Raw genomic sequence first — 24,224 nt, forward strand, 5'->3', positions numbered from 1 at the left:
ATTATGGAAGCCATTGCTGACATAATTGCCGCTTTCAGAGGTTCATCGGAATGGTTTGCCGAGTGGAATCAGGCATGTTCTATTTGGGTACCTGGCCCACTAACTTTACAAGTAACACAAAAAAATACAAGAAAACCGCAAAAATCCCCTCAAAATGTGGTATACTAACAGACAGTACCGCAAAAAAGCGGAATATGGAAGGAATTTTTATGGCAGAAGCAAAATTTAAAAAACCAGAACTGACAGACCGGGATCTTATCGATTTTTATTTCAAAAAGTACCCAAGCAGAAGCTGCGACCGTACTTTTGCAAATGTATATCTGTGGGCAAGGTTTTACGAAGTAGAATTTGCACAATATAACAACGTTCTCCTGTTTCGGGACAACAGTGCAGGTTACGGCTATGCATTTCCGGCAGGTGAAGATGAAGATGTAAAAGCAGCGATTGAAGATATCATGAAGTGGGAGAAAGAAAAAGGCGTTCCATTCTGTCTGTATGGGGTGACAAAAGAGAATTTCGCCAAGCTGGAAACATGGTTTCCAGGCAAATTCGACATCACCTATCACAGAGATGAGGCGGATTATGTCTATGAAAGTGAGAAACTTGCAACACTTTCCGGCAAAAAGCTGCATGGCAAGCGGAATCACGTCAATAAATTTAAAGCACTTCACGGAGATAACTGGAGTTACGAAACGATTACAGAGGATAATCTGGAAGAGTGTTTTCAGATGGCACTGAAATGGCGGAATCTGAATGGCTGTGAAGATGATGAAGAGAAGAATTCTGAGATGTGTGTAACACTCAATTCACTGCGTCTTTACAAAGAACTGAACCTGACCGGAGGTCTGCTCAGAGTTGGTGATGAGATTGCTGCATTTACGATTGGAGAAGCGGTAAATGACGATACCTTTGTAGTTCATATCGAGAAAGCTTATGCGGACGTGGAAGGTGCGTATACCATGATCAACCAGCAGTTCGTAGAGCATGAAATTGCCGGAAAATACGAATATACCAACCGGGAAGATGATGTTGGAGAAGAAGGCTTAAGAAAGGCCAAGCTTTCCTACAAACCGGTATTTATGGTAGAAAAAGGTGTTGTGACATTAAAAGAAGACAGCGAAAAGGAGTGTGCAAAAGATGATATCTAAGAAGATGGAAAATATGGTGGCAAACAGTTCGGCGATCCGTGCCATGTTTGAAGAGGGAAACCGTCTTGCAAAAATTTACGGACCGGAAAATGTATTTGATTTCAGTCTCGGTAATCCAAATGTACCGGCACCGAAAGCCGTAAAGCAGGCGATTCTTGATATTCTAGATGAAGAAGACGAACTGGTGCTTCATGGATATACTAACAGCAATGCGGGATATGAAGATGTCCGCCAGGCTGTAGCTGAATCTCTGAATGAGCGCTTTGGTACTGCGTTTGCAGCAAAAAATATTACGATGACAGTTGGCGCCGCAGGTGGACTGAATGTTATTTTAAAAGCACTGTTAAATCCGGGAGATGAAGTGATCACATTTGCACCGTATTTTGGAGAGTACAGAAGTTATGTCAATAATTTTGACGGTGTTCTGGTTGAAATTTCACCGAATACCGTAGATTTTCAGCCAAAGCTGGATGAATTTGAGGCAAAGATCACACCAAAGACAAAAGCAGTGATCGTTAACACACCGAATAATCCGACCGGTGTTGTCTATTCCGAAGAGACGATCAGGAAGATGGCAGAGATCATGGAGAAGAAGCAGAACGAATACGGAACAGAGATTTATCTTATCTCTGATGAGCCATACCGTGAGCTCGCTTATGATGGTGTGGATGTACCGTATCTGACCAAGTATTATGCCAATACGATCGTAGGATATTCTTATAGTAAATCTCTTTCCCTGCCGGGAGAGCGAATCGGATATCTGGTGATCCCGGATGATGTAAAAGATTCAGAGACACTCATTGCAGCAGCCAATGTTGCAAACCGTATCCTTGGATTTGTCAATGCGCCAACCCTGCAGCAGAAGGTGGTTGCAAGATGTCTGCATGAGAAGACCGATATTTCATACTATGACAGAAACAGAGAGACTCTTTACCAGGGACTCATAGATTGTGGATTTGAATGTGTCAAACCGCAGGGTGCATTTTACCTGTTCATGAAGACTCCGATCGAGGATGAAAAGGCATTTTGCCAGGAAGCAAAAAAATATAATCTGCTTCTGGTACCGGGAAGTTCTTTTGGATGTGCAGGATATGTCAGAATTGCATATTGTGTAGCTTATGAGACAATCGTAAATGCACTGCCGAAATTCAAAGAGCTTGCAAAAGAATATCAGTTAGGATAAGACAAAAGCAAAAGATGTGACAGAAAGGTGAGAAAGCAAGATGAGAGAATTTGAGAAAAATATCCGAAAAGTAGAACCTTATGTTCCGGGTGAACAGCCACAGAAAAAAGTGATCAAACTGAATACCAATGAGAATCCGTACCCACCTGCACCGGGAGTTCTTGCAGCAATGAAAAAGCTGGAGGGTCATGTGGACAGTTTAAGGCTGTATCCGGATCCGACATCTGATGCACTGGTTAGTGCACTGGCGGACTTTTATCATGTTGGAAAAGATCAGGTTTTTGTGGGCGTGGGATCTGACGATGTTCTTTCTATGTGTTTCCTTACCTTCTTTAACTCGGAAAAACCGGTTTTCTTTCCGGATATTACATACTCCTTCTATAAGGTATGGGCGGATCTTTACCGGATTCCATACGAATGTAAGAAGGTAGATGAAAATTTCCGGATCGTAAAAGAAGATTATTATCCGGAAAATGGTGGTGTGATCTTCCCGAATCCAAATGCACCGACATCCATCTATGAAGATCTGGAATTTGTAGAAGATATCATCAGACACAACCAGGATGTCATTGTGATTGTGGATGAGGCATATATTGATTTCGCAGGAGAGTCAGCACTTTCTCTTCTGGACAAATATGACAATCTGATCATTACACAGACATTTTCAAAGGCAAGATCAATGGCTGGAATGCGTATTGGATATGCAATCGCAAGCCCGCTCCTGATCAAGTATTTAAACGATGCAAAATATTCGTTCAATTCTTATACTATGAACAAAACTTCTCTGGTGTATGGAGCAGAAGCGGTAAAAGATAAAGAATATTTTGCTGAGACAACACGTAAAATTGTGGAGACAAGAGACTGGGCAGAAGAAGAATTCAAAAAGCTCGGCTTTGTATTTCCAAAACCAAGCGCAAACTTCATCTTTGTATCACATCCGGAATACGATGCAAAAGAACTCTTTGAAGCAATGAAAGAAAAAGGAATCTATGTGCGTTTCTGGGGAAGCGAGCGAATTGAGCAATATCTGCGCGTGACGATCGGTACGAGAGAAGAGATGGAAGCACTCTTTGCCTTCCTCCGTGAATATATGATGTAAGTGTTAAAAGCATAAATTGCGTTTGTGCTTGCACAAATAACCAATTTATGCTTATTGACACGTCGAACACCGATTTAATAAGTAAAAAATAGGAGATTTGTATGACTGAAACTTTAGTACAGTGGTTTGTAACCCATCTGGGCGGCAAGGCTGCCAAAGAATTGATTATCTTTATTATTTCAATGATTCCGATCCTGGAGCTCAGAGGAGGAATCCTTGCGGCAGGTCCGGCGTTTTTAAATATCCCGACCTGGCGTGCAATCCCGATCTGTCTGGTGGGTAACCTGATCCCAATCCCGTTCATCCTGCTTCTGATCCGTCCGATTTTCGCATGGCTGCGCAAGACGCGCCTTTTCCGTCCGCTTGTAGAAAATCTGGAGAAAAAAGCGATGAACAAAAGCGACCAGATCAGCAGATATGAATTCTGGGGGCTGGTACTCTTCGTAGGAATCCCCCTTCCGGGAACCGGAGCCTGGACCGGAGCTCTCGTAGCATCCCTCCTTGGCATCGACTGGAAAAAAGCTTTCGGGGCAATCGTAGTCGGCGTATGCATGGCATCGGTGATCATGTATATCCTGTCTTACGTTGTGATCGGAGGAATCTTTGGATAAAAATGTGAAAGTTTTCCTTGAGAAAATATAGAATGACTGTATGTGAGAGCATATGGTCATTTTTGTTTGGCGAATGATAGAGGTTGAGTGAGCGCCAGCCACAAAAGGAATCGTTCGGATTCAAGTTGCGCTAACCATTCCGATGAGCCTCTTAGGACGGGAAGCATGTTCAGCAAAGGCTTCAATGCTTCCTGAGTCTCATCTCCATAGCGCAAAATAGAATCCGAACGATTCCTTTTGTGGCTGGCGCTCTTTGAACTTTATCGAATAAAATGTGGTGATATTGGTAAGATAACAGCAATTCAGAACGAAGCAGGAGAAAACTTTGAGAAGGGATGAGGAGTCTGTTGTTTTGTTGGAAACATTCGACTATCGGGCATTTATTGAAAAACATGTATTATTTTCGTTAAACATGTTGAATTACCAGACATCTACAGGAAGAGTTATATTACTTCTGTCAAATACCAATTGTTAAAAACGTTCAATTGTTAAACATCGAACCAGAGTTGAAAGGGAGAATAACAATCGGAATGAATAAGTTCCTGTTCATTCGCTTTGTTACAAGCATTCAAAAATCAGGCTGCCATAGAATACACTGAAAACAGGCAGTCGAGCCAAAAGAAATGGTGCTAATTCACTTTTTGTGCAATGGAGATGAGACTCAAAAATTGTGGAAGCCTATGCTGACACAATTTTCGCTTCAAGAGGCTCATCGGAATGGTTTGCACAATGGAATTAGCACCATTTCTTTTGGACCGACTGCCGTATACAGCGCAAATTTTGGCAGCCGTCCTATTTGGGTAATTTGTAAAAAAAAGAATGAACTAAGAATAAATTCTAACCTTCAACGGAATCCCCATCTCGTCCGCAATCTTCTGTGAAGCATCGATTTCTTCCTGTGAAATAATGCTGACCACACTGAACTGGACAGAAGAGAATAACTTTTTGGATTTTTCAGCGAAAGCAAGCATATCCGGGAATGCATTTTCAAAACAAGGCTGCGTAACTTCCTGGTAACGCTCGGCAGTTGGCGCATTCAGGCTGATCGATACGGCATCGATATATTTTGCCATTTCTTCGGCGATCGGCTTTTTATTGAAGAGTTCGCCAAGTCCGTTGGTATTGACGCGGAGCAGAACTTCCGGATGTTTTTCTTTCATGTATTTTGCAGCAGCAATCAGATTATCGTAGGCACAGGTCGGTTCTCCGTAGCCGCAGAAGACGGCTTCCGGATAATTTGTAAAATCAAAAGCATCGATGGCTTCCTTGATCTCTTCGAAAGAAGGATTGTGGTCGTGCCAAAGTTCTGTTGCCTCTCCGATGGCTTCATGCTCGTTGCGGATGCAGAAAATACATTTGCAAGTGCAGCGGTTGGTGATGTTAAAATATGCATTGTTTTTAAATGTGTAAATAATATCTGACATTATAATAAAATCTCCTCTTTGAAAGTCAGGCGGATATTCAGGAACCACCTGCCATTTGCGTATAATCAAATATTTGGCTAAATTCCAAATTTATTTTTCATTGTACTCTTGAAACCGGCTTTGTCAAGAGTGGAACCAAGAATGATAAAGATCACAGCACTTCCGCCTGACTGGGCAAGGGTTCCTGCAATCGAAGGAATCAGTGCACCCCAGGTTCCGAACAGGATCACATCTGTGATATAATATCCAATAAAGGAAATTACAGCGGCAACAACAACACCGACACAGTTGTGTACATTCACGATCTTGTCCTTTTTACATGTGATCGGAAGGGAGATCAGCATCTTGATGATGAAGGTTGCAGGTGCGTATACCGGAGCAGTCAGGATATCTGCCATGGCACCACCGATTGCGCCGGCGAACATGGCATATGGCGTTGGGAGGAATGCAGCGGCAAGATAGATTAGAGAATCTCCGATGTGTACATATCCGCCATTTGCACCAAATGGAATATGGAAAATATAAGCGGTTGTCACACAGATCAGTGCGGCAAAAAGAGCTGTTGAAGTCAGTCTGGAGACTTTCTGATGAGAAAGTGCATTTGCAGAGGGTTCTGGATTGTTAATGGTTGTAGATGACATGATAGTTACCTCCTTGGTTTTTATTTCTTTTGTAAATGTCAGTCAAGCAGCATGGAAAGATGGGATTCAAAATTGATTCCATCATTGCGTGGAATCTGGTCGGCAACGGTGTCAATCAGAGATCTTTCGATAAACCGGCATGCTTTTTCCACGCCTGCAGCTGCACTTTTTCCCTGTACCATCGAGGCACATACGACAGCGGCGAGTAGGTCGCCGGTGCCAGAATAGCTTCCACCATGAATTCCAGAGGAAATGACGTTTATCTGGTCGTTCTCGAGAACCAGATTATAATATTTTACGGTATCATCAGAAGGAGCCTGATAAAGAATACCGGTGACGATGATCGTCTGGATCTGTGTTTCTTTTAAAGGAGCGGCAATCCGGGCGATCCGGTCCAGATAATCCGGTTCGTCCTGATGTCTGGTAAGCTCTGCAAAATCAGAGTGTGTTAAAAGACACAGCTCGGTAAGATTTGGTGTGATCACATCTGCATGGGATACAAGCTTCTGCATCTGCTGCTGGAGTCTGGGGGTGAAAATGTCATATTTGATACCGGAATCTCCCATGACCGGATCGACAAAGAGCAGGGTGGAAGGGGTTCTGAATTTCTCACAGAAATTCAGGATTTTTTCCGCCTGATCTGCACTGCCGAGATATCCGGTACTGATCGCATCCAGGGTAAGGCCACGTTTTTGCCATTCTTCTGTGTAATGATCGATCTTGTCGGTAAAGTCCGTACAGTAATAGCTGTCATAGCCGGTCTGATTGGTTAAAACTGCCGTTGGCAGAGGACAGACCTGTACACCCATGACGGAAAGAACCGGGATCGCAGCTGTCAGAGAGCATTTACCAAGACCGGACAGATCATTAATAACAGCGACTCGTTTTATCATTGAGGTATCCTTTCCGAAATACAAAGTGAAAATTTCTTGCATTTCTTATGTGTTTTATATAGAATAAAATAAAAGTGTCATTTGTAAAATATACAAAAAGAAATATTTTTTAGAGGTCAGTTATGAGAGTGGAATTACAGAATGAGGAACACTGCCGGTATCTGAGAGTATATCATTATTACAGGAATCTGATACTATCCGGGCAGATGAAGTCAGAGACAAAGCTTCCATCGATCCGTAAAGGGGCAAGTGAGCTGCAGATGAGCCGGACGACGATGGAGAATGCGTATATGCTTCTGGCAGCAGAAGGTTATATTGTGTCCAGACCGCAGAGTGGATATTATGTGACGGATATTGCCGAGAAGCAGGAAGAGGGCAGAAAGATTGCAAGCCGGCATGTAAGGAAACTGGAGAATCCTGTTGTCTATGATTTTGCAACATCTAATGTAGATAAAGAGAGTTTCAGGTTTGAATTATGGCGGAGATATATGAAGAGTGCACTGCGTCAGGATGAGAGACTGCTTTCTTATGGAGAACCGCAGGGGGAACAGGAATTCAGGGAAATACTGTCTGAATATATTCAGAAGACCAGAAGTGTGATCTGCAGCCCGGATCAGATCGTGATCGGTGCCGGTATACAGAGTCTTCTGCATATTCTGTGCCCACTGAATCACAAAAAGAGAACCATATTTTTCAGGGACAGTGAGTTTGTACAGGGAATGACGGTTTTTGAAGATCATGACTACCGGATTGCAGGAAGTGCGGAAGAAGAGATTGGAATGTATTACGTGTCCCCATCACAGATGACAAGATTTGGTGGGGTGATGCCGATCCAGGAAAGACTGGAGCTGGTCGGACGTGCCGAGGAAGAGCATTTTCTGATCATTGAAGATGACTATAACAGTGAGTTCAAATATTTCCAGAAACCGGTTCCGTCCCTACAGGGACTTTCAGGAGGAAGGAATGTCATTTATCTGGGGACATTTTCCAAAATGCTGCTTCCGTCTATCAGGATCAGTTATATGATACTGCCGCCGGAACTGATGGAAACCTACGAAAAAAGAAAAAATAATTACAATCAGACTGCATCCAAGGCTGAGCAGATCGCACTGACACAGTTTATCCGTGACGGACATCTGGCGAGTCAGGTTCGTAAATCCAGGAAGATCCATCTGGCAAAGGCAGAAAAGCTTGCAGACAGTGCAAAAAAGATTTTAGGAAAAGATGTGGATGTACAGGTTGGTGCTGCAGGATTTATGGTACAGTTGATCTTTGCGGAGGACTGCGATGCAGAAAAGATTGCAGAGAAAGCAAAAAAGAAAGGAATGACATTTCTTGAAGTGGAGAAGAACAGGATGTTACTCACCTGTGCAGGTGTTTCTGCTGAAAAGTATGAGGATGCCATGAAACTGCTCAGAGAATGTACAGAGAAGGGGATGAATTAGATGGAATTTTCGCATGAACTGGTTCTGCCGAATGAAGATCTGCCATTCCGGATGTTTCTGTTTGAAGGAAAAGACGGAAATTATGTCAGGGAAAAGCACTGGCACCGGTCGATCGAGATGTTTGTTGTACTGGAAGGAAAGCTGGATTTTTATATCAATGAAGAAGATATCCATTTAGATGAAAAATCATTTGTGATTGTGAATTCTAATGAGCTGCATTCGATTTCGGCACCGTTTCCGAATAAGACGATCGTACTGCAGATGCCACTTCAGACATTTGAACGGTATTATACGGATGAACAGTTTATCTGTTTTACCCACAGCGAACGCGTGCAGGATGAACAACTGGTTGAACTGGTTGAAAAGATGTATGTGACGTATCAGAAGAAGAAAACAGGATATGAATTAAAGGTACAGAGCTATTTTTATATGCTGGTCTATCTGATGGTGACAAAATACAGGAAGGTTGATGTCAGTGCGGAGATCGTGCGGGATCACAAGAACAGAAACCGGCTTTCTACGATTACGAATTATATTAAGGATAATTATCAGAAAGATCTTTCGCTGGAAGGGCTGGCACAGATCTTCGGGTATTCGCCGACCTATCTGTCACGGATGTTTCGCAAATATGCAGAAATCAATTATAAAGAATATATTCAGGGCATCCGTCTGGAATATGCCTACCGGGAACTGATAAGCAGTGATACGATGGTTGAGGAAATTGCAGAACATAGTGGATTTGCGGACGGAAGAGCATTTGCCAAAGCATTCCGGAAAAAATACGGAGTAAGACCAAGTGATTTCCGTAAAATGAGAAAGCAGGAATCGGAAGATGAAAACTGCTCAGCTTTCAGGTATCAATACTAATAAAGTGTACTTTATTGCTTATGCAAACATGGGACTTCTTGCAGCAGTTGCAGCAATGGCAGTTATCGCCCGTCTGAACTCAGCAAACCCGACAGCCGGTGATGGATATGAAATGGATGCGATCGGATCCTGCTTCATCGGTGGTGCTTCCGCTTATGGTGGAAGCGGTACGATCCCGGGAGTTATCGTAGGTGCAACACTGATGGGTGTTATCAACCTTGGTATGTCTATCATGGGTGTAGATGCCAACTGGCAGAAAGTTGTAAAAGGTATTGTTCTTCTTGCAGCTGTTATCTTCGACGTAGAATCTAAAAAACGTTCTAAATAATAAAAAAATAACGTAAGGACAAGAAAGTGCAGTTAACAGGCTAAGTTTTCGGTAGCAGATACCGGCTTGGCCTGTTAGAATATAAGACAGAAAGAAGGTGGAAGAAATGAAAATCAATAAAGTAACAGATCCAGAATTCAGAAAGTATGGACGCGTGATCGACGGCTATGATTTTTCAAAGCTGATCAAAGCAATGGAACACACCCCTCTTCCAGAGGATGTTATCTATGAACCATCTATTGAAGAACTGGAAGCAACCGATGTGGCAATCGATCTGAAGATGAGAATTTACGGAGAACTTCCGATCCAGATCGGATATTGCAACGGACATAACAGTAAACTGAATGCACTGGAATATCACAGAAGTTCAGAAGTGAATGTCGCAGTTACGGATATCATTTTGCTTCTGGGGGCAGAGCAGGATATCGAACCGGATTTTACATACGACACATCAAAAGTAGAGGCATTCCTTGTTCCGGCAGGAACTGGAATCGAAGTGTACGGAACAACCCTTCACTATGCACCTTGCGGAGTAGATGGAAATGGATTTAAGGCAGTAGTAGTTCTTCCAAAGGGAACGAATACAGATCTGATGACCTGCCATACCAAGTCATTTGATGACAAGCTTCTTACCGCAAAGAACAAATGGCTGATCGCACATGAAGAAGCCGGAATCGAAGGCGCTGTGTGCGGACTTAAAGGTGAGAACATCGACATCGCAAAATAGAACAGACAGATTCATATTTTAGGAGGAAAAAACAATGAATAACATGCCAGAACTGAAAATCGGAGTTGTTGCAGTAAGCCGTGACTGCTTCCCGGAAAGCCTTTCTGTATCAAGAAGAGAAGCACTTATGAAAGCTTACAAAGAAAAATACGGAGAAGAACATATTTACGAATGTCCGATCTGTATCGTAGAGAGTGAGATCCATATGGTACAGGCTCTGGAAGATATCAAGAAAGCCGGATGTAATGCACTGGTTGTATATCTTGGAAACTTCGGACCGGAAATCTCAGAGACTCTGCTTGCAAAACACTTTGATGGACCAAAGATGTTCGTAGCAGCAGCAGAAGAAAGCGGCAACAACCTGATCCAGGGACGTGGCGATGCATATTGTGGTATGTTGAACGCAAGCTACAATTTAAAACTTCGTAACATCAAAGCATATATTCCGGAATACCCGGTTGGAACAGCAGAAGAATGTGCTGATATGATCCATGAATTTGAACCGATCGCAAGAGCAGTCATCGGACTTAACAATTTGAAGATTATCAGCTTTGGACCAAGACCGCTGAATTTCCTTGCATGTAATGCACCGATCCAGCAGCTTTACAATATCGGCGTAGAGATTGAAGAAAACTCAGAGCTTGACCTGTTTGAAGCATATAACAAACATGCAGGAGACGAAAGAATTCCGGCAATTGTAAAAGAAATGGAAGAAGAACTCGGAGCTGGTAACAAGAAACCGGAAATCCTTTCAAAACTTGCTCAGTATGAGCTGACACTCAAAGACTGGGTAGAAGAACACAGAGGATATCGCAAATACGTTGCAATCGCCGGAAAATGCTGGCCTGCATTCCAGACACAGTTCGGATTTGTACCATGCTATGTCAACAGCCGTCTGACAGCACAGGGAATTCCGGTATCCTGCGAAGTAGATATCTATGGAGCACTCAGCGAATTCATCGGAACAGTTGTAAGTGAAGACACTGTAACACTCCTTGATATTAACAACTCTGTACCGGCCGACCTTTATGAAGAAGACATTAAGGGCAAATTCGATTACACACTGAAAGATACATTCATGGGATTCCACTGTGGAAATACTGCATCATCCAAACTTTCATTCTGCGAAATGAAATACCAGATGATCATGGCAAGATCTCTTCCGATCGAAGTAACACAGGGAACACTTGAAGGAGATATCAAACCTGGAGATATCACATTCTTCCGTCTGCAGAGCACATCAGACAATGTACTGAGAGCTTACATTGCACACGGTGAAGTCCTTCCGGTAGCAACACGTTCCTTCGGAGCAATCGGAATTTTCGCAATTCCGGAAATGGGCAGATTCTACCGTCACGTACTGATCGAAAAGAACTTCCCGCATCACGGAGCAGTAGCATTCGGACACTTCGGAAAAGCACTCTACGAAGTATTCAAATACATCGGAGTACCAGTAGACGAAATCGGCTACAACCAGCCAAAAGGTGTACGTTACCCAACAGAAAATCCTTGGGGCTAATTAAAACTATACACAATCATATAAGGGGCGGATGCATCACACCGCCCCTTTATAGTACAAAGAAACCAGAAATTATAAGTAAGATTTCTGTCTTAAATGGTTCAGTCGAAAGCCTTCAGGACCAGATTATGACAAATAAATAGTGCTGATTCCATTTGAGGCAATGGAGATGAGACTCAGAAATTGTGGAAGCCATTGCTGACACAATTTCCGCCCCAAGAGGCTCATCGGAATGGTTTGGCGATTGGAAGATGCAATATTTATTTGTCATAATCTGGTCACAATACCTGAAAATGAGTTCATTTAACACAGAAATACAGTCGAGGAGGAACATTATGCTCTATATAGGCGTAGACCTTGGAACATCCGCAGTAAAACTTCTGTTAATGGATGAAAAAGGTGATATCAAAAAAATTGTTTCGAAAGAATACCCATTATATTTCCCGCACCCAGGCTGGTCAGAACAGCACCCGGAAGACTGGTTCAAACAGTCCGTAGAAGGAATCAAAGAACTGACTTCTGAGTGTGATAAGAGCCAGGTTGCAGGAATCAGTTTTGGTGGACAGATGCACGGACTGGTTATCCTGGATAAAGAAGACCAGGTCATCCGCCCGGCAATTCTCTGGAATGATGGACGTACCACAGAAGAGACCGATTATCTGAATAACGAGATTGGAAAAGAGACGCTTTCCAAATACACAGCAAACATTGCATTTACCGGATTTACTGCACCAAAGATCCTGTGGGTAAAGAAAAATGAGCCGGAAAATTTTGCAAAGATCACAAAGATCATGCTTCCAAAAGATTATCTGGCATACTGCCTGTCAGGAAGCTTCTGTTCAGATTATTCGGATGCATCAGGAATGCTTCTGATGGATGTAGAACACAAATGCTGGTCCAAAGAAATGATGGACATCTGTGGCGTGACAGAAGAACAGCTTCCGAAGCTTTATGAAAGCTACGAAGTCGTAGGAACTCTGAAACCGGAAGTAGCAGCGGAACTTGGACTTTCTGAAAACGTAAAGATTATCGCAGGAGCAGGCGACAATGCAGCTGCAGCTGTCGGAACAGGAACTGTTGGTGACGGAAGATGTAATATTTCCCTTGGTACATCCGGAACCATCTTCATTTCCAGTGCAAACTTCGGAGTAGACAAGAACAATGCCCTGCATTCTTTTGCACATGCAGACGGTCATTATCATCTGATGGGATGTATGCTCAGTGCCGCATCCTGCAATAAATGGTGGGCAGAAGAAATCCTTCATACAGATGATTTTGCAGCAGAGCAGAAAGATATCACAAAGCTTGGTGAGAACCATGTATTCTATCTGCCATATCTGATGGGAGAAAGATCTCCGCACAATGACCCTTATGCAAGAGCCACCTTTACCGGCATGACTATGGATACCACGAGAGCAGATATGATGCAGGCAGTACTGGAAGGAGTTGTATTTGCACTCCGCGATTCCCTGGAAGTTGCAAGAAGTCTTGGAATTAAGATTGAACGCACCAAGATCTGCGGTGGTGGAGCAAAGAGCCCGCTTTGGAGAAAGATGATCGCCAATATCATGAATCTGAAGGTGGATATCATCGAGAGTGAAGAAGGACCGGCACTTGGCGGTGCAATCCTTGCAGCAGTCGGATGTGGCGAATACGAAAGCGTAGAAGAAGCAGCTGACAAACTGGTTAAGATTGTAGATACTGTAGAGCCAGAAGCAGAACTGGTTGAAAAATATGAGAAGAGATATCAGGAGTTCCGGGAGATTTATCCGGCACTCAAACCAGTATTTCCTCACATTCAGTAGAGGGGAGACTGTGTATTTCTGGCGTCAGTCACAGTTGTGGCTGGCGCTTTTTCTTGGATGTTTCTGATGCTCCCGTTGACAGTGCCAGTTAAAACCCGTATAATGAATTATAAGATTGACATGATGTGGAGGGCTTGATTCTATGATTATTGCAAAGAATGATGAAGATAAAAGAAGCCGTGTGTGGAACTATGTGACAGGAATTACGACCGTTCTGATCATTATCGTGGCTGGATATTTCATTTACCAGGGATTTTTTGGGAATCCGCTGGAAGGAAAGTGGAAGCATGATGAGAGTGATATGATACTGGAAGTAGATGATCATAATGAAGCAGAGCTTGACTGGAAGAACCTGATCGATGGTAAGGATGTGGAAGTGGAGCTTGGATATACACTGGATATCAAGGCAAAGCAGATTACATTTACTGTAAAGCAGGAAGAGCTGGATGAGACAGCAAAAGAACTTGGTGATAATGTAACTGCATCGGAAGTAGAGCAGGCGATCAATTCTGTACTTACTACATTCAATTACAGTGTGGACGGAACCGAGCTTACACTTACCGAGTGGGATTATGGAGACCAGATGATTTTTGAAAAAGCAGGCAAATAAAGAGAACCCTCTCTCTGTGGGCACGAAAGTCCGCAGACAGAGGGTTTTGTGTGAGAACAGGAGGTTAAAAGCTGATGACAAGGAAGGATACAAAAGTAATAAATATCGGAGGAAGAAAGATCGGCGGAGGAAATCCGGTAGCGATCCAGTCCATGACAAATACAAAGACAGAGGATGTGGAAGCTACGGTTGCGCAGATTCTTGCGCTTGAAAAGGCAGGCTGTGAGATCATCCGCTGCGCTGTTCCGACCATGGAAGCGGCACAGGCCTTAAAAGAGATTAAAAAGCAGATTCATATCCCGCTGGTGGCAGATATTCATTTTGATTATCGCCTTGCAATTGCAGCGATTGAAAACGGTGCAGATAAGATCCGTATCAATCCGGGCAACATCGGAAGCGAGGACAGAGTCCGTGCAGTTGTTGAAAAAGCAAAAGAATATGGTATCCCGATCCGTGTCGGTGTGAACAGTGGTTCTCTGGAGAAGAACCTTCTGGAAAAGTACGGTGGCGTGACAGCAGAGGGAATCGTAGAGAGTGCGCTTGACAAGGTGCAGATGATCGAGAACATGGGTTACGACAATCTGGTGGTCAGCATCAAGTCATCTGATGTTATGATGTGTGTGAAGGCACATGAGTTGATCGCAAAGGAATGTCCGTATCCGTTGCATGTAGGAATCACCGAGTCCGGGACGCTGCTTTCAGGCAACATCAAATCTTCTGTAGGACTTGGAATCATCCTTTATCAGGGAATTGGCGATACGATCCGTGTATCACTAACAGGGGATCCTCTGGAAGAAATTAAGAGTGCGAAACTGATTCTGAAAGCATTGGGACTCAGAAAAGGTGGAATTGAAGTCGTATCCTGCCCGACCTGTGGACGTACCAAGATCGATCTGATCGGACTTGCCAACCAGGTAGAGACGATGGTTGCTGAATTTCCACTTGATATCAAAGTTGCGGTTATGGGATGTGTGGTAAATGGACCTGGAGAAGCAAGAGAGGCAGATCTTGGAATCGCAGGGGGAATCGGAGAAGGACTTCTGATCAAGAAGGGAGAGATCATCCGTAAAGTAAAAGAGGATGAGCTTTTAGATGCACTTCGTAATGAACTGGAACATTGGGGCGAATAGAAGATGACAAAGCTATTTTTTGATGTGTTTCCAACATTGAATATGGATAACGACAGCCATATGCTGTTTGAAAAGGTGGAGGTGACGAAAATCACCTCCACTTCAGCCAGAAATCATATCAAGGTTTATATTTACAGCACCCATCTGATCCCGAAGAAAACGGTATGTTATGTGGAGAACCAGATTGAGGAACAGCTGTTTTCGCAGGGAAATATTCCGGTGACGATCGTCGAGGAATACCGGCTTTCCGAGCAGTATACGCCGGAGAACCTGATGCATGCCTACAAGGAGAGCATTCTATTTGAACTGGAGCAGAAAAGTGTGCTGGAGAAAAATATGTTCCAGAAGGCGAAGTGCCGCTTCGAAGGGGAACGTACTATGTGTCTGACCATGGCAGATACCATTGTTGCCGAAGGAAAGACCAGCGAGATCACCAGCTATCTGAAGGATGTCTTTGAGAATCGTTTTCATGTGCCAGTGGATGTGGAGATCGACTATGAAGAGGTAAAAGAGAGCAAATACAAGAAATTCAACGAGATGCAGCTTCAACAGGAAGTAGATGCGATCAGGGAACGGAACCAGAAGCTGCAGGCACAGCATGCCACGGAGGATGCCGAAACGAAAGGAAAAGAAACCGACGGCGTGTCAAAGAAGAAAGCAGAAAGAGCGAAGAGTGCAGAAGGAAAGTCAGAATCGGAAAATCCGCAGGCAAAATCGGAGCAGAAGAAGGTGGATACTCCGAAAAAGCAGGAATTTGCGGGCAAATCCGGTGGATTCAAAGGTGGAAAAGGCAGCTTTGTTCGCCGGGACTATCCGCTCAAGCGTTCAGATGATCCGAATGTAATCTATGGGCGGGACTTTGATGATATGCCGATCGAGCTGAAGACAGTTACCGGGGAGATGGGTGAGATCACCTTCCGCGGGCAGGTGATCAGTTTCGATACCCGTGAGATCCGGAATGAAAAGACGATCGTCATGTTTGCCGTGACCGACTTTACCGATACGATCATGGTTAAGATGTTTACCCGAAACGACCAGCTTCCGGATCTGCTTGCAGAAATTAAAAAAGGGGTATTTCTGAAAATAAAGGGTGTTACAACGATTGATAAATTTGACGGAGAACTGACCATCGGATCCGTAACCGGAATCCGCAAAACGTCGGACTTCCGTGTGACAAGAAAAGACAAGTATCCGGAAAAGAGAGTGGAGCTTCACTGTCATACCAAGATGAGCGACATGGACGGGGTTTCCGAGGCGAAGGATCTTGTTAAACGGGCACATGACTGGGGACACCCGGCGATTGCAATCACTGACCATGGTGTGGTACAGGGCTTTACCGATGCCAACCATGTGATCGAGGATCTGGATAAAGAGGATCCGTTCAAGGTCATTTATGGAGTGGAAGGTTATCTGGTAGACGATCTGACCAAGATTGCAGAGAATGAAAAAGGACAGGATCTGGAAGGTACTTATGTAGTATTTGATATCGAGACAACCGGATTTTCTGCTGTGACAGACCGGATTATTGAAATCGGCGCAGTAAAAGTGGAAGACGGGAAGATCACGGACAAGTTCAGTACTTTTGTCAATCCGAAACGACCGATCCCGTTCCGTATCACGGAACTTACCAGCATTACCGACGAGATGGTCATCGGTTCGCCGGACATTGAGACGATCCTTCCGCAGTTTATAGATTTTATTGGCGATGCGGTTCTGGTGGCGCACAATGCTTCTTTTGATGTGGGATTTATCGAGCAGAACTGCAAAAGACAGAAGATTGAGACAGATTTTACTTATGTAGATACCGTAGCACTTGCCCGTGTCCTGCTTCCGGCACTGAACCGTTTCAAGCTGGATACCGTTGCAAAAGCTTTAAATATTTCACTGGAGAATCACCACCGTGCAGTAGATGATGCGGGATGTACGGCTGAGATTTTTGTGAAATTTGTGCAGATGCTCAAAGAGCGGGATCTGACCACGCTTTCAAAGGTTAATGAATTCGGGAATCTGAACCCGGATTCCATTAAAAAGCTTCCGACATACCATGTCATTATCCTTGCAAGAAATGACATTGGACGAGTGAATTTGTACCAGCTGGTTTCGGCATCACATCTTGTCTACTATAACCGCAGACCCCGTATTCCGAAAAGTGTGTTAAATGAGCGCCGGGAAGGATTGATCGTGGGAAGCGCCTGTGAAGCCGGGGAGCTTTACCGGGCACTTTTGGATGGAAAGCCGGATGAGACCATCGCGAAGATCGTGGATTTCTATGATTATCTGGAAATCCAGCCACTTGGGAACAATGCCTTTATGGTAGAAAGTGACAAGGTAACTTCTGTTAATTCCATGGAAGATATCATGGATCTGAACCGGAAGATCGTGCGCCTTGGTGAACAGTTCCACAAGCCGGTTGTGGGAACCTGTGACGTGCATTTCATGGATCCGGAGGATGAGGTGTACCGCCGGATCATCATGGCAGGAAAAGGATTTGGAGATGCCGATAACCAGGCACCACTATACCTTCGTACAACGGAGGAAATGCTGGATGAATTTGCATACCTTGGTTCGGAAAAAGCATATGAAGTTGTGATCAAGAACACCAATCTGATCGCGGATATGATCGAGAAGATTTCTCCGGTCCGCCCGGATAAGTGTCCTCCGGTTATTGAGAATTCCGACCAGATGCTGCGAGATATCTGTTATAATAAAGCCCATTCCATGTATGGGGATCCGCTCCCGGAGATTGTACATGAACGATTGGAAAGAGAGCTGAATTCCATCATTTCCAATGGATTTGCGGTTATGTATATCATTGCGCAGAAGCTGGTATGGAAATCCAACGAGGACGGTTACCTGGTAGGATCCCGTGGTTCGGTAGGATCTTCGTTCGTTGCAACTATGGCAGGAATCACGGAGGTCAATCCTCTGGTGCCACATTACTATTGCAGCAATTGTCACTATAGTGATTTTGATTCGGAAGAAGTGAAAAAATATGTGGGCGGCTGCGGACACGATATGCCGGATAAGAACTGTCCGGTCTGTGGACAGAAGCTGGTCAAAGACGGATTTGACATTCCATTTGAGACTTTCCTTGGATTCAAGGGAAACAAAGAGCCGGATATCGACCTGAACTTCTCCGGAGATTACCAGAGTAAAGCGCATAAGTATACGGAGGTTATTTTCGGAAAGGGTCAGACCTTCCGTGCCGGAACCATTGCCGCACTTGCAGAAAAGACGGCTTATGGATATGTGAAGAATTATTATGAGGAGCGTGGTGACCGTAAGCGAAACTGCGAGATCGACCGTATCGTAGCTGGCTGTACCGGAATCCGCCGAAGTACCGGACAGCATCCTGGTGGAATCGTTGTTCTTCCACATGGGGAGGACATCAATTCATTTACCCCGATCCAGCATCCGGCAAATGATATGACGACGGACATTATCACCACACACTTTGACTACCATTCCATCGACCACAACCTTTTGAAACTGGATATTCTCGGACATGATGATCCGACCATGATCAAAACGCTGGAAGAGCTGATCAATTCCGATGCGATGGACAACGAATACGATGGGGTGAATAATGTATTTAAAGCGACCGATATTCCATTGGATGATCCGGGTGTAATGGGGCTTTTTGCAGGGACGGAGGTGCTCGGCATCACACCGGAGGATATTGACGGCTGTCCGCTTGGCTGCCTGGGAGTACCGGAATTTGGAACAGATTTTGTTATCCAGATGGTAATTGATACCAAGCCAAAGACGCTTTCGGACCTGATCCGTATTTCCGGTCTGTCTCATGGAACAGATGTGTGGCTGAACAATGCACAGACGCTGATTGAAGAAGGGAAGGCAACCATTTCCACGGCAATCTGTACCCGTGATGATATCATGACTTATCTGATCAACAAAGGCGTTGAAAGTGAAGAATCCTTCACGATCATGGAACGTGTGCGTAAAGGAACCGTTGCAAAAGGAAAATGTAAGGAATGGCCGCAGTTTAAAAAAGATATGCTGGAGCATGACGTGCCGGAATGGTATATCTGGTCCTGTGAGCGGATCAAATACATGTTCCCGAAAGCCCATGCTGCAGCTTATGTCATGATGGCATACCGGATTGCCTACTGCAAGATCAATTATCCGCTTGCCTATTATGCGGCATACTTCGGAATCCGTGCATCTGCATTTTCTTACGAACTGATGGGACAGGGAAAAGAAAAGCTTCTCTACCATATGAAAGAATATAAAAGAAGAGCAGAACTCAATCAGCTCAGTAAAAAAGATCAGGATACCTTAAAAGATATGAAAAATGTACTGGAAATGTATGCCAGAGGATTTGATTTTTTACCGATCGATATCTACAAATCCAAAGCATCCAAATTCCAGATCGTCGGCGACAAGCTCCTTCCACCGTTCAACACCATTGACGGCATGGGCGATAAAGCCGCCGAGGCCATGGAAATTGCCGCTAAAGACGGACCATACCTTTCAAAGGATGACTTCCGTCAAAGAACAAAAGTCAGCAAAACATTGGTTGACTTGATGGCAGATATGGGTCTGCTGGGCGACCTCCCGGAGACAAACCAGCTGTCTCTGTTCGATTTCGCTTAAATTATAATATCTGAGATAAAAAAGCCAACGCACTTAAAGAGAAGTTATCACTCAACATAACTTGAAAAGTGCTTTGGTTTTTTTAGTATAAGAAAAAATTTCACTTATGTGGATAGAAATAATTATCTTACAAAATATAAGAATGTGTAAAGGTTTGTTCTTGGTTCACTGCCTCCCCGTTAAAATGCACAAAATCACACGATATTTTTTGGTAGTTATTTATGAGCGAAAATGATTGACTTTGACTGAAAATGGCGATATATTAGATTTAAAGATGAATGGAAAAGAAAATAAATGATTGAAAATGATTAAATATCAAAAAAATACAATCAAAATAATCAGAAACAGTCAAATGGAGGTGAATAAAGTGCTTGCAGAAGAAAGATTCCGCGAGATCCTGAAACTAGTCGAAGAACACAAGACTATAACTGTTCAGGAACTGACCGAGCTTCTGGATACATCAGAATCAACTATACGAAGAGATCTGACAACACTTCATAAAAAAGGAAAGCTGATCAAGGTACATGGTGGTGCAACCGCAGTCAATATGGCGCAGTACACCAGAGATGAATCTGTTGCAGTCAGACAGGATCTGAACATCGATGAAAAAGTACAGATCGGAAAGTATGCGGCAGCTTTGATTGAAAAAGATGATTTTGTTTATATCGATGCCGGAACGACTACAGATTTCCTGATTGACTTCCTGACAGAGCAGGACGCTGTGTATGTGACAAACGGGATCATGCATGCGAAGAAGCTGACACAGAAAGGATGTAAAGTCTATCTGATCGGTGGAGAATTAAAAGAAGCAACGCTGGCACTGGTCGGAGAGGAAGCAATGAAAACCCTGGGAAGATACCATTTCACAAAAGGATTCTTCGGAACCAATGGGATTCATATAGAGAGTGGATGCACCACACCGGATATCCGGGAGGCTGCGATCAAAGAGATGGCAATCTTAAGAAGCGCAAAGGCTTACATCCTTGCAGATTCAACCAAATTCGGTCAGGTAGCACCGGTGACATTTTCAGAACTGGATGCAGCGGACATCATTACAACAAAGCTTAAGGATGCTACATTTAACAAATATAAAAATATTGTGGAGGTTGCAAAATAATGATTTACACAGTGACATTTAACCCGTCTCTGGACTATGTGGTACAGGCAGATCAGCTGATCCCGGGAGAGATCAACCGGACAACAAGCGAACATATCTATCCGGGAGGAAAAGGAAACAACGTATCTGTGATCCTTTCCAATCTGGGAATTAAGAGCAAAGCGCTTGGATTCAAGGCAGGATTTACCGGAGATGTACTGGAAAAGATGCTGGAAGAGTTCGGATGTGAGACAGATTTTATCCCATTAAAAGAAGGCAACAGCCGAATCAATGTAAAGATCAATGCAGGAACTGAGACTGAGATCAACGGACAGGGACCGGTTATCACAGAAGAAGCGATCCAGTCATTATATGAAAAGCTGGATAAGCTGGAAGAAGGCGATGTACTGATCCTTGCAGGAAGTATTCCGAATACTCTGCCGGAAGATATTTATGAGAGGATCCTGGAGAGACTTTCCGGAAAAGAAATCCGTTTTGTAGTGGATGCAACGAAGGATCTCCTTTTAAAAGTTATGAAATATCATCCGTTCCTGATCAAACCGAACAACCATGAGTTAGGTGAGATGTTTAACGTAGAACTGAAGAGAAAAGAAGACATCATCATTCATGCGAAGAAGTTACAGGCACTTGGAGCACAGCATGTACTGGTATCCATGGCAGGTGACGGAGCAATCCTTGTGACAAAGGAGGGAAAAGTCTATGAGACCATGCCTCCGAAAGGAAAGGTTGTCAATTCTGTTGGCGCAGGTGATTCTATGGTGGCAGGATTTATTACCGGATATCTGAATACAAAAGATATGGAAAAAGCATTTCGGCTGGGTGTGACGGCAGGAAGTGCTTCGGCATTCTGTTCATGGCTCGCTACAAGAGATGAGATTGTTGCACTTCTTGGTGAACCGGCAGAAGTGTATCATATATAAAACCAAATGGGAGGAAATGACAAGATGAAGATTACAGACTTACTCAAAAAGCAAAGTATTTGCCTCAATGGCAAGGCAGAATCCAAAGAGCAGGTCATCCGTGAAATGGTCGATCTGATGGCAAAAGGCGGGAACATCAATGACATTGACACCTATCGTGACACCGTCTTCAAACGAGAAGAAGAAGGAACTACCGGAATTGGTGAAGGCATTGCAATCCCGCATGGCAAGACTGAAGCGGTAAGCGCACCGGGACTTGCAGCCATGGTACTTCCGGAGGGTGTAGACTACGATTCTCTGGACGGAGAACCGGCATACCTTATTTTCCTGATCGCAGCACCGAATACAGAGGACAATGTACATCTGGAAGTACTCAGTCGTCTGTCCATGCTTCTGATGGATGAGGATTTCAGAAACAATCTGCTTCATGCAAAGGATGTTGATGAATTTCTTGCTTATGTTGATGCAGCCGAGAAAGAAAAATTCCCGGAAGAAGCAGAAGAAAAAGCAGAGGCTCCGGCGGATGCATCTGCAAAACCGTATCAGATCCTCGCAGTTACCGCATGCCCGACCGGTATCGCCCATACTTACATGGCGGCGGAAGGTCTGGAAAAGAAAGCGAAAGAAATGGGAGTTACCATCAAGGTAGAAACAAACGGATCCGGTGGTGCCAAGAACGTACTGACACCGGAAGAAATCGCTGCCTGTGACTGTATCATTATTGCAGCCGACAAGGATGTCGCAATGGCAAGATTTGACGGCAAGCCGCTGATCAGTACAAAGGTATCTGACGGAATCAACAAAGCACAGGAGCTGATCGAACGTGCCTTGAGCGGAAACGCTCCAGTTTATCACAGCAAGGGCGGAGCAACAGAAGAGGGGGGTGCATCATCTGACGGAGATACCATCGGACGTAAGATTTATAAGAGCCTGATGAATGGAGTATCCCATATGCTTCCGTTCGTAATCGGCGGTGGAATCCTGATCGCACTTTCTTTCCTGGTTGACGGTGCAAATGCAGGTACAGCAGCATTTGGTAGCGGAACTCCACTTGCAAGATTCTTCAACACCGTTGGAAATACAGCATTTGGGATGATGTTCCCGATCCTTGCCGGTTATATCGCAATGGCAATCGGTGACAGACCGGCGCTGATGCCTGGTATCGTAGGCGGACTTCTTGCAAAAGCCGGAACCTCTGTATTCCTTGCTGAAGATGCATGGATCTCATCCGGATTCTTCGGTGCACTGATCGCCGGATTTGCAGCAGGTTATCTGATGATCGGACTGAAAAAATTATTTGACAAGCTTCCGAAAACTCTGGAAGGGACAAAACCGGTTCTTCTGTATCCATTCTTCGGAATCCTGATCATGGGTGTATTCATGATCTTCATCGTAAATCCGCCGGTAGGCGCATTTAACACCTGGCTGAACAATGTCCTTTCCGGAATGGGAGAATCCAGCAAGATGCTTCTGGGAGCGGTTCTTGCAGGTATGATGTCCATTGATTTTGGCGGACCGTTCAACAAAGCGGCATATGTATTTGGAACGGCGTCCATCGCAAGTGGACAGTTTGATATTATGGCATCTGTTATGATCGGAGGTATGGTTCCGCCGATCGCAATCGCACTTGCCACCACATTTTTTAAAAACCGTTTCACAAAGAGTGAACAGCAGACAACTATCACAAACTACATTATGGGACTTTCCTTTATTACAGAAGGAGCCATTCCATTTGCAGCATCTGATCCGCTTCGAATCATTCCGCCATGTGTGGTTGGTTCTGCAGTAGCAGGCGCATTATCCATGATGTTTGGATGCGGATCAAGAGCTCCGCACGGAGGGATTTTTGTCATCGGAATTATTGACAACCCATTGATGTTTTTGATAGCATTGGTTGTAGGAGCTGTTGTAGCAATGGCGGGAATTGTATTACTCAAAAAGCCATTGAAAGCAGAGCAGTAACTTGTAAATTTTCTAAATAATTTTTAAAGAACAGGAGTGTTGAATCATGAAAGAATTTAAGTATGTAGTAACAGATGCACAGGGAATCCACGCAAGACCGGCAGGAATTCTGGTAAAAGCAATTGCGAAAAAAACTTCAGATATTAAGATCAAAAAAGCAGGAGATACACGTGAAGTCAAT

General features: G+C 44.0%; 19 protein-coding genes and 1 pseudogene. 17 read left to right on the forward strand and 3 right to left on the reverse strand.

Translation table 11 applies throughout. The annotated features are described in order from the left end of the window. Positions 1–209: 209 nt before the first annotated feature. From ACYQ5K_RS03760 to ACYQ5K_RS03775, 4 genes are all read left to right on the forward strand, one after another. Positions 210–1,148: a DUF2156 domain-containing protein gene (locus ACYQ5K_RS03760; RefSeq protein ID WP_173689484.1), complete on the forward strand. Its 939-nt coding sequence runs from the start codon at positions 210–212 to the stop codon at positions 1,146–1,148. Further along, positions 1,138–2,331 (forward strand): pyridoxal phosphate-dependent aminotransferase, encoded by a 1,194-nt coding sequence (locus ACYQ5K_RS03765; RefSeq protein WP_173689483.1) that lies wholly within the window; start codon positions 1,138–1,140, stop codon positions 2,329–2,331. The genes ACYQ5K_RS03760 and ACYQ5K_RS03765 overlap by 11 nt, the downstream gene beginning before the upstream one ends. Before the next feature lie 40 nt (positions 2,332–2,371). After that, a complete protein-coding gene (hisC, locus tag ACYQ5K_RS03770) occupies positions 2,372–3,430 on the forward strand; it encodes a histidinol-phosphate transaminase (protein ID WP_173689482.1) in 1,059 nt (352 codons plus the stop codon). Between the two features lie 101 nt (positions 3,431–3,531). After that, positions 3,532–4,041 carry a COG2426 family protein gene (locus ACYQ5K_RS03775; protein WP_173689481.1) on the forward strand — a complete coding sequence of 170 codons (510 nt, stop codon included), beginning with the start codon at positions 3,532–3,534 and terminating at the stop codon, positions 4,039–4,041. Between the two features lie 824 nt (positions 4,042–4,865). Here the strand turns inward: ACYQ5K_RS03775 and ACYQ5K_RS03780 are convergent. The 3 genes from ACYQ5K_RS03780 to ACYQ5K_RS03790 all read right to left on the reverse strand — a co-directional run bounded on the left by ACYQ5K_RS03780 (position 4,866) and on the right by ACYQ5K_RS03790 (position 6,999). Continuing rightward, positions 4,866–5,465: a TIGR04100 family radical SAM protein gene (locus ACYQ5K_RS03780; protein ID WP_173689480.1), complete on the reverse strand. Its 600-nt coding sequence runs from the start codon at positions 5,463–5,465 to the stop codon at positions 4,866–4,868. 77 nt (positions 5,466–5,542) lie between these two features. Further along, positions 5,543–6,106 (reverse strand): TIGR04002 family protein, encoded by a 564-nt coding sequence (locus ACYQ5K_RS03785; protein WP_178025707.1) that lies wholly within the window; start codon positions 6,104–6,106, stop codon positions 5,543–5,545. A gap of 38 nt (positions 6,107–6,144) precedes the next feature. Further along, positions 6,145–6,999, reverse strand: a complete 855-nt coding sequence (locus tag ACYQ5K_RS03790) for a pyridoxamine kinase (protein WP_207734506.1) — start codon at positions 6,997–6,999, stop codon at positions 6,145–6,147. A gap of 122 nt (positions 7,000–7,121) precedes the next feature. Between ACYQ5K_RS03790 and pdxR the strand changes: the two genes are divergently transcribed. The 13 genes and pseudogenes from pdxR to ACYQ5K_RS03855 all read left to right on the forward strand — a co-directional run. Then, positions 7,122–8,444, forward strand: coding sequence for a MocR-like pyridoxine biosynthesis transcription factor PdxR (pdxR, locus tag ACYQ5K_RS03795; protein WP_173689478.1), 1,323 nt, complete (start codon positions 7,122–7,124; stop codon positions 8,442–8,444). Then, positions 8,445–9,311: an AraC family transcriptional regulator gene (locus ACYQ5K_RS03800; RefSeq protein WP_173689477.1), complete on the forward strand. Its 867-nt coding sequence runs from the start codon at positions 8,445–8,447 to the stop codon at positions 9,309–9,311. It abuts the gene before it with no gap. After that, positions 9,280–9,639 (forward strand): annotated as a pseudogene (locus ACYQ5K_RS03805) (ABC transporter permease subunit); the annotation flags it as partial. The gene ACYQ5K_RS03800 and the pseudogene ACYQ5K_RS03805, both read left to right, overlap by 32 nt. A 106-nt stretch (positions 9,640–9,745) precedes the next feature. Then, positions 9,746–10,366, forward strand: coding sequence for a DUF4867 family protein (locus ACYQ5K_RS03810; RefSeq protein WP_173689476.1), 621 nt, complete (start codon positions 9,746–9,748; stop codon positions 10,364–10,366). 34 nt (positions 10,367–10,400) lie between these two features. Then, positions 10,401–11,885, forward strand: a complete 1,485-nt coding sequence (locus tag ACYQ5K_RS03815; protein WP_195230860.1) for an L-fucose/L-arabinose isomerase family protein — start codon at positions 10,401–10,403, stop codon at positions 11,883–11,885. 335 nt (positions 11,886–12,220) lie between these two features. Then, on the forward strand, positions 12,221–13,690 hold the full coding sequence (xylB, locus tag ACYQ5K_RS03820; RefSeq protein WP_459777271.1) for a xylulokinase: 1,470 nt from the start codon (positions 12,221–12,223) through the stop codon (positions 13,688–13,690). Positions 13,691–13,832: 142 nt separating this feature from the next. Beyond that, a complete protein-coding gene (locus ACYQ5K_RS03825; protein WP_178024597.1) occupies positions 13,833–14,300 on the forward strand; it encodes a hypothetical protein in 468 nt (155 codons plus the stop codon). Between the two features lie 74 nt (positions 14,301–14,374). After that, the gene (ispG, locus tag ACYQ5K_RS03830; protein ID WP_178024599.1) at positions 14,375–15,430 is read left to right on the forward strand and encodes a flavodoxin-dependent (E)-4-hydroxy-3-methylbut-2-enyl-diphosphate synthase; all 1,056 of its coding nucleotides are present in this window, start codon (positions 14,375–14,377) and stop codon (positions 15,428–15,430) included. 3 nt (positions 15,431–15,433) lie between these two features. Beyond that, positions 15,434–20,044: a PolC-type DNA polymerase III gene (locus tag ACYQ5K_RS03835; protein WP_195230868.1), complete on the forward strand. Its 4,611-nt coding sequence runs from the start codon at positions 15,434–15,436 to the stop codon at positions 20,042–20,044. 367 nt (positions 20,045–20,411) lie between these two features. Beyond that, positions 20,412–21,161: a DeoR/GlpR family DNA-binding transcription regulator gene (locus ACYQ5K_RS03840; RefSeq protein ID WP_173689470.1), complete on the forward strand. Its 750-nt coding sequence runs from the start codon at positions 20,412–20,414 to the stop codon at positions 21,159–21,161. Then, a complete protein-coding gene (gene pfkB, locus ACYQ5K_RS03845; protein ID WP_173689469.1) occupies positions 21,161–22,081 on the forward strand; it encodes a 1-phosphofructokinase in 921 nt (306 codons plus the stop codon). The genes ACYQ5K_RS03840 and pfkB overlap by 1 nt, the downstream gene beginning before the upstream one ends. 24 nt (positions 22,082–22,105) lie before the next feature. Then, a complete protein-coding gene (locus ACYQ5K_RS03850) occupies positions 22,106–24,043 on the forward strand; it encodes a PTS fructose transporter subunit IIABC (protein WP_173689468.1) in 1,938 nt (645 codons plus the stop codon). 46 nt (positions 24,044–24,089) lie between these two features. Next, on the forward strand, positions 24,090–24,224 hold a 135-nt coding region (locus tag ACYQ5K_RS03855), incomplete at its 3' end, for an HPr family phosphocarrier protein (protein ID WP_459777272.1).

Source organism: Allocoprococcus similis, assembly GCF_054660775.1.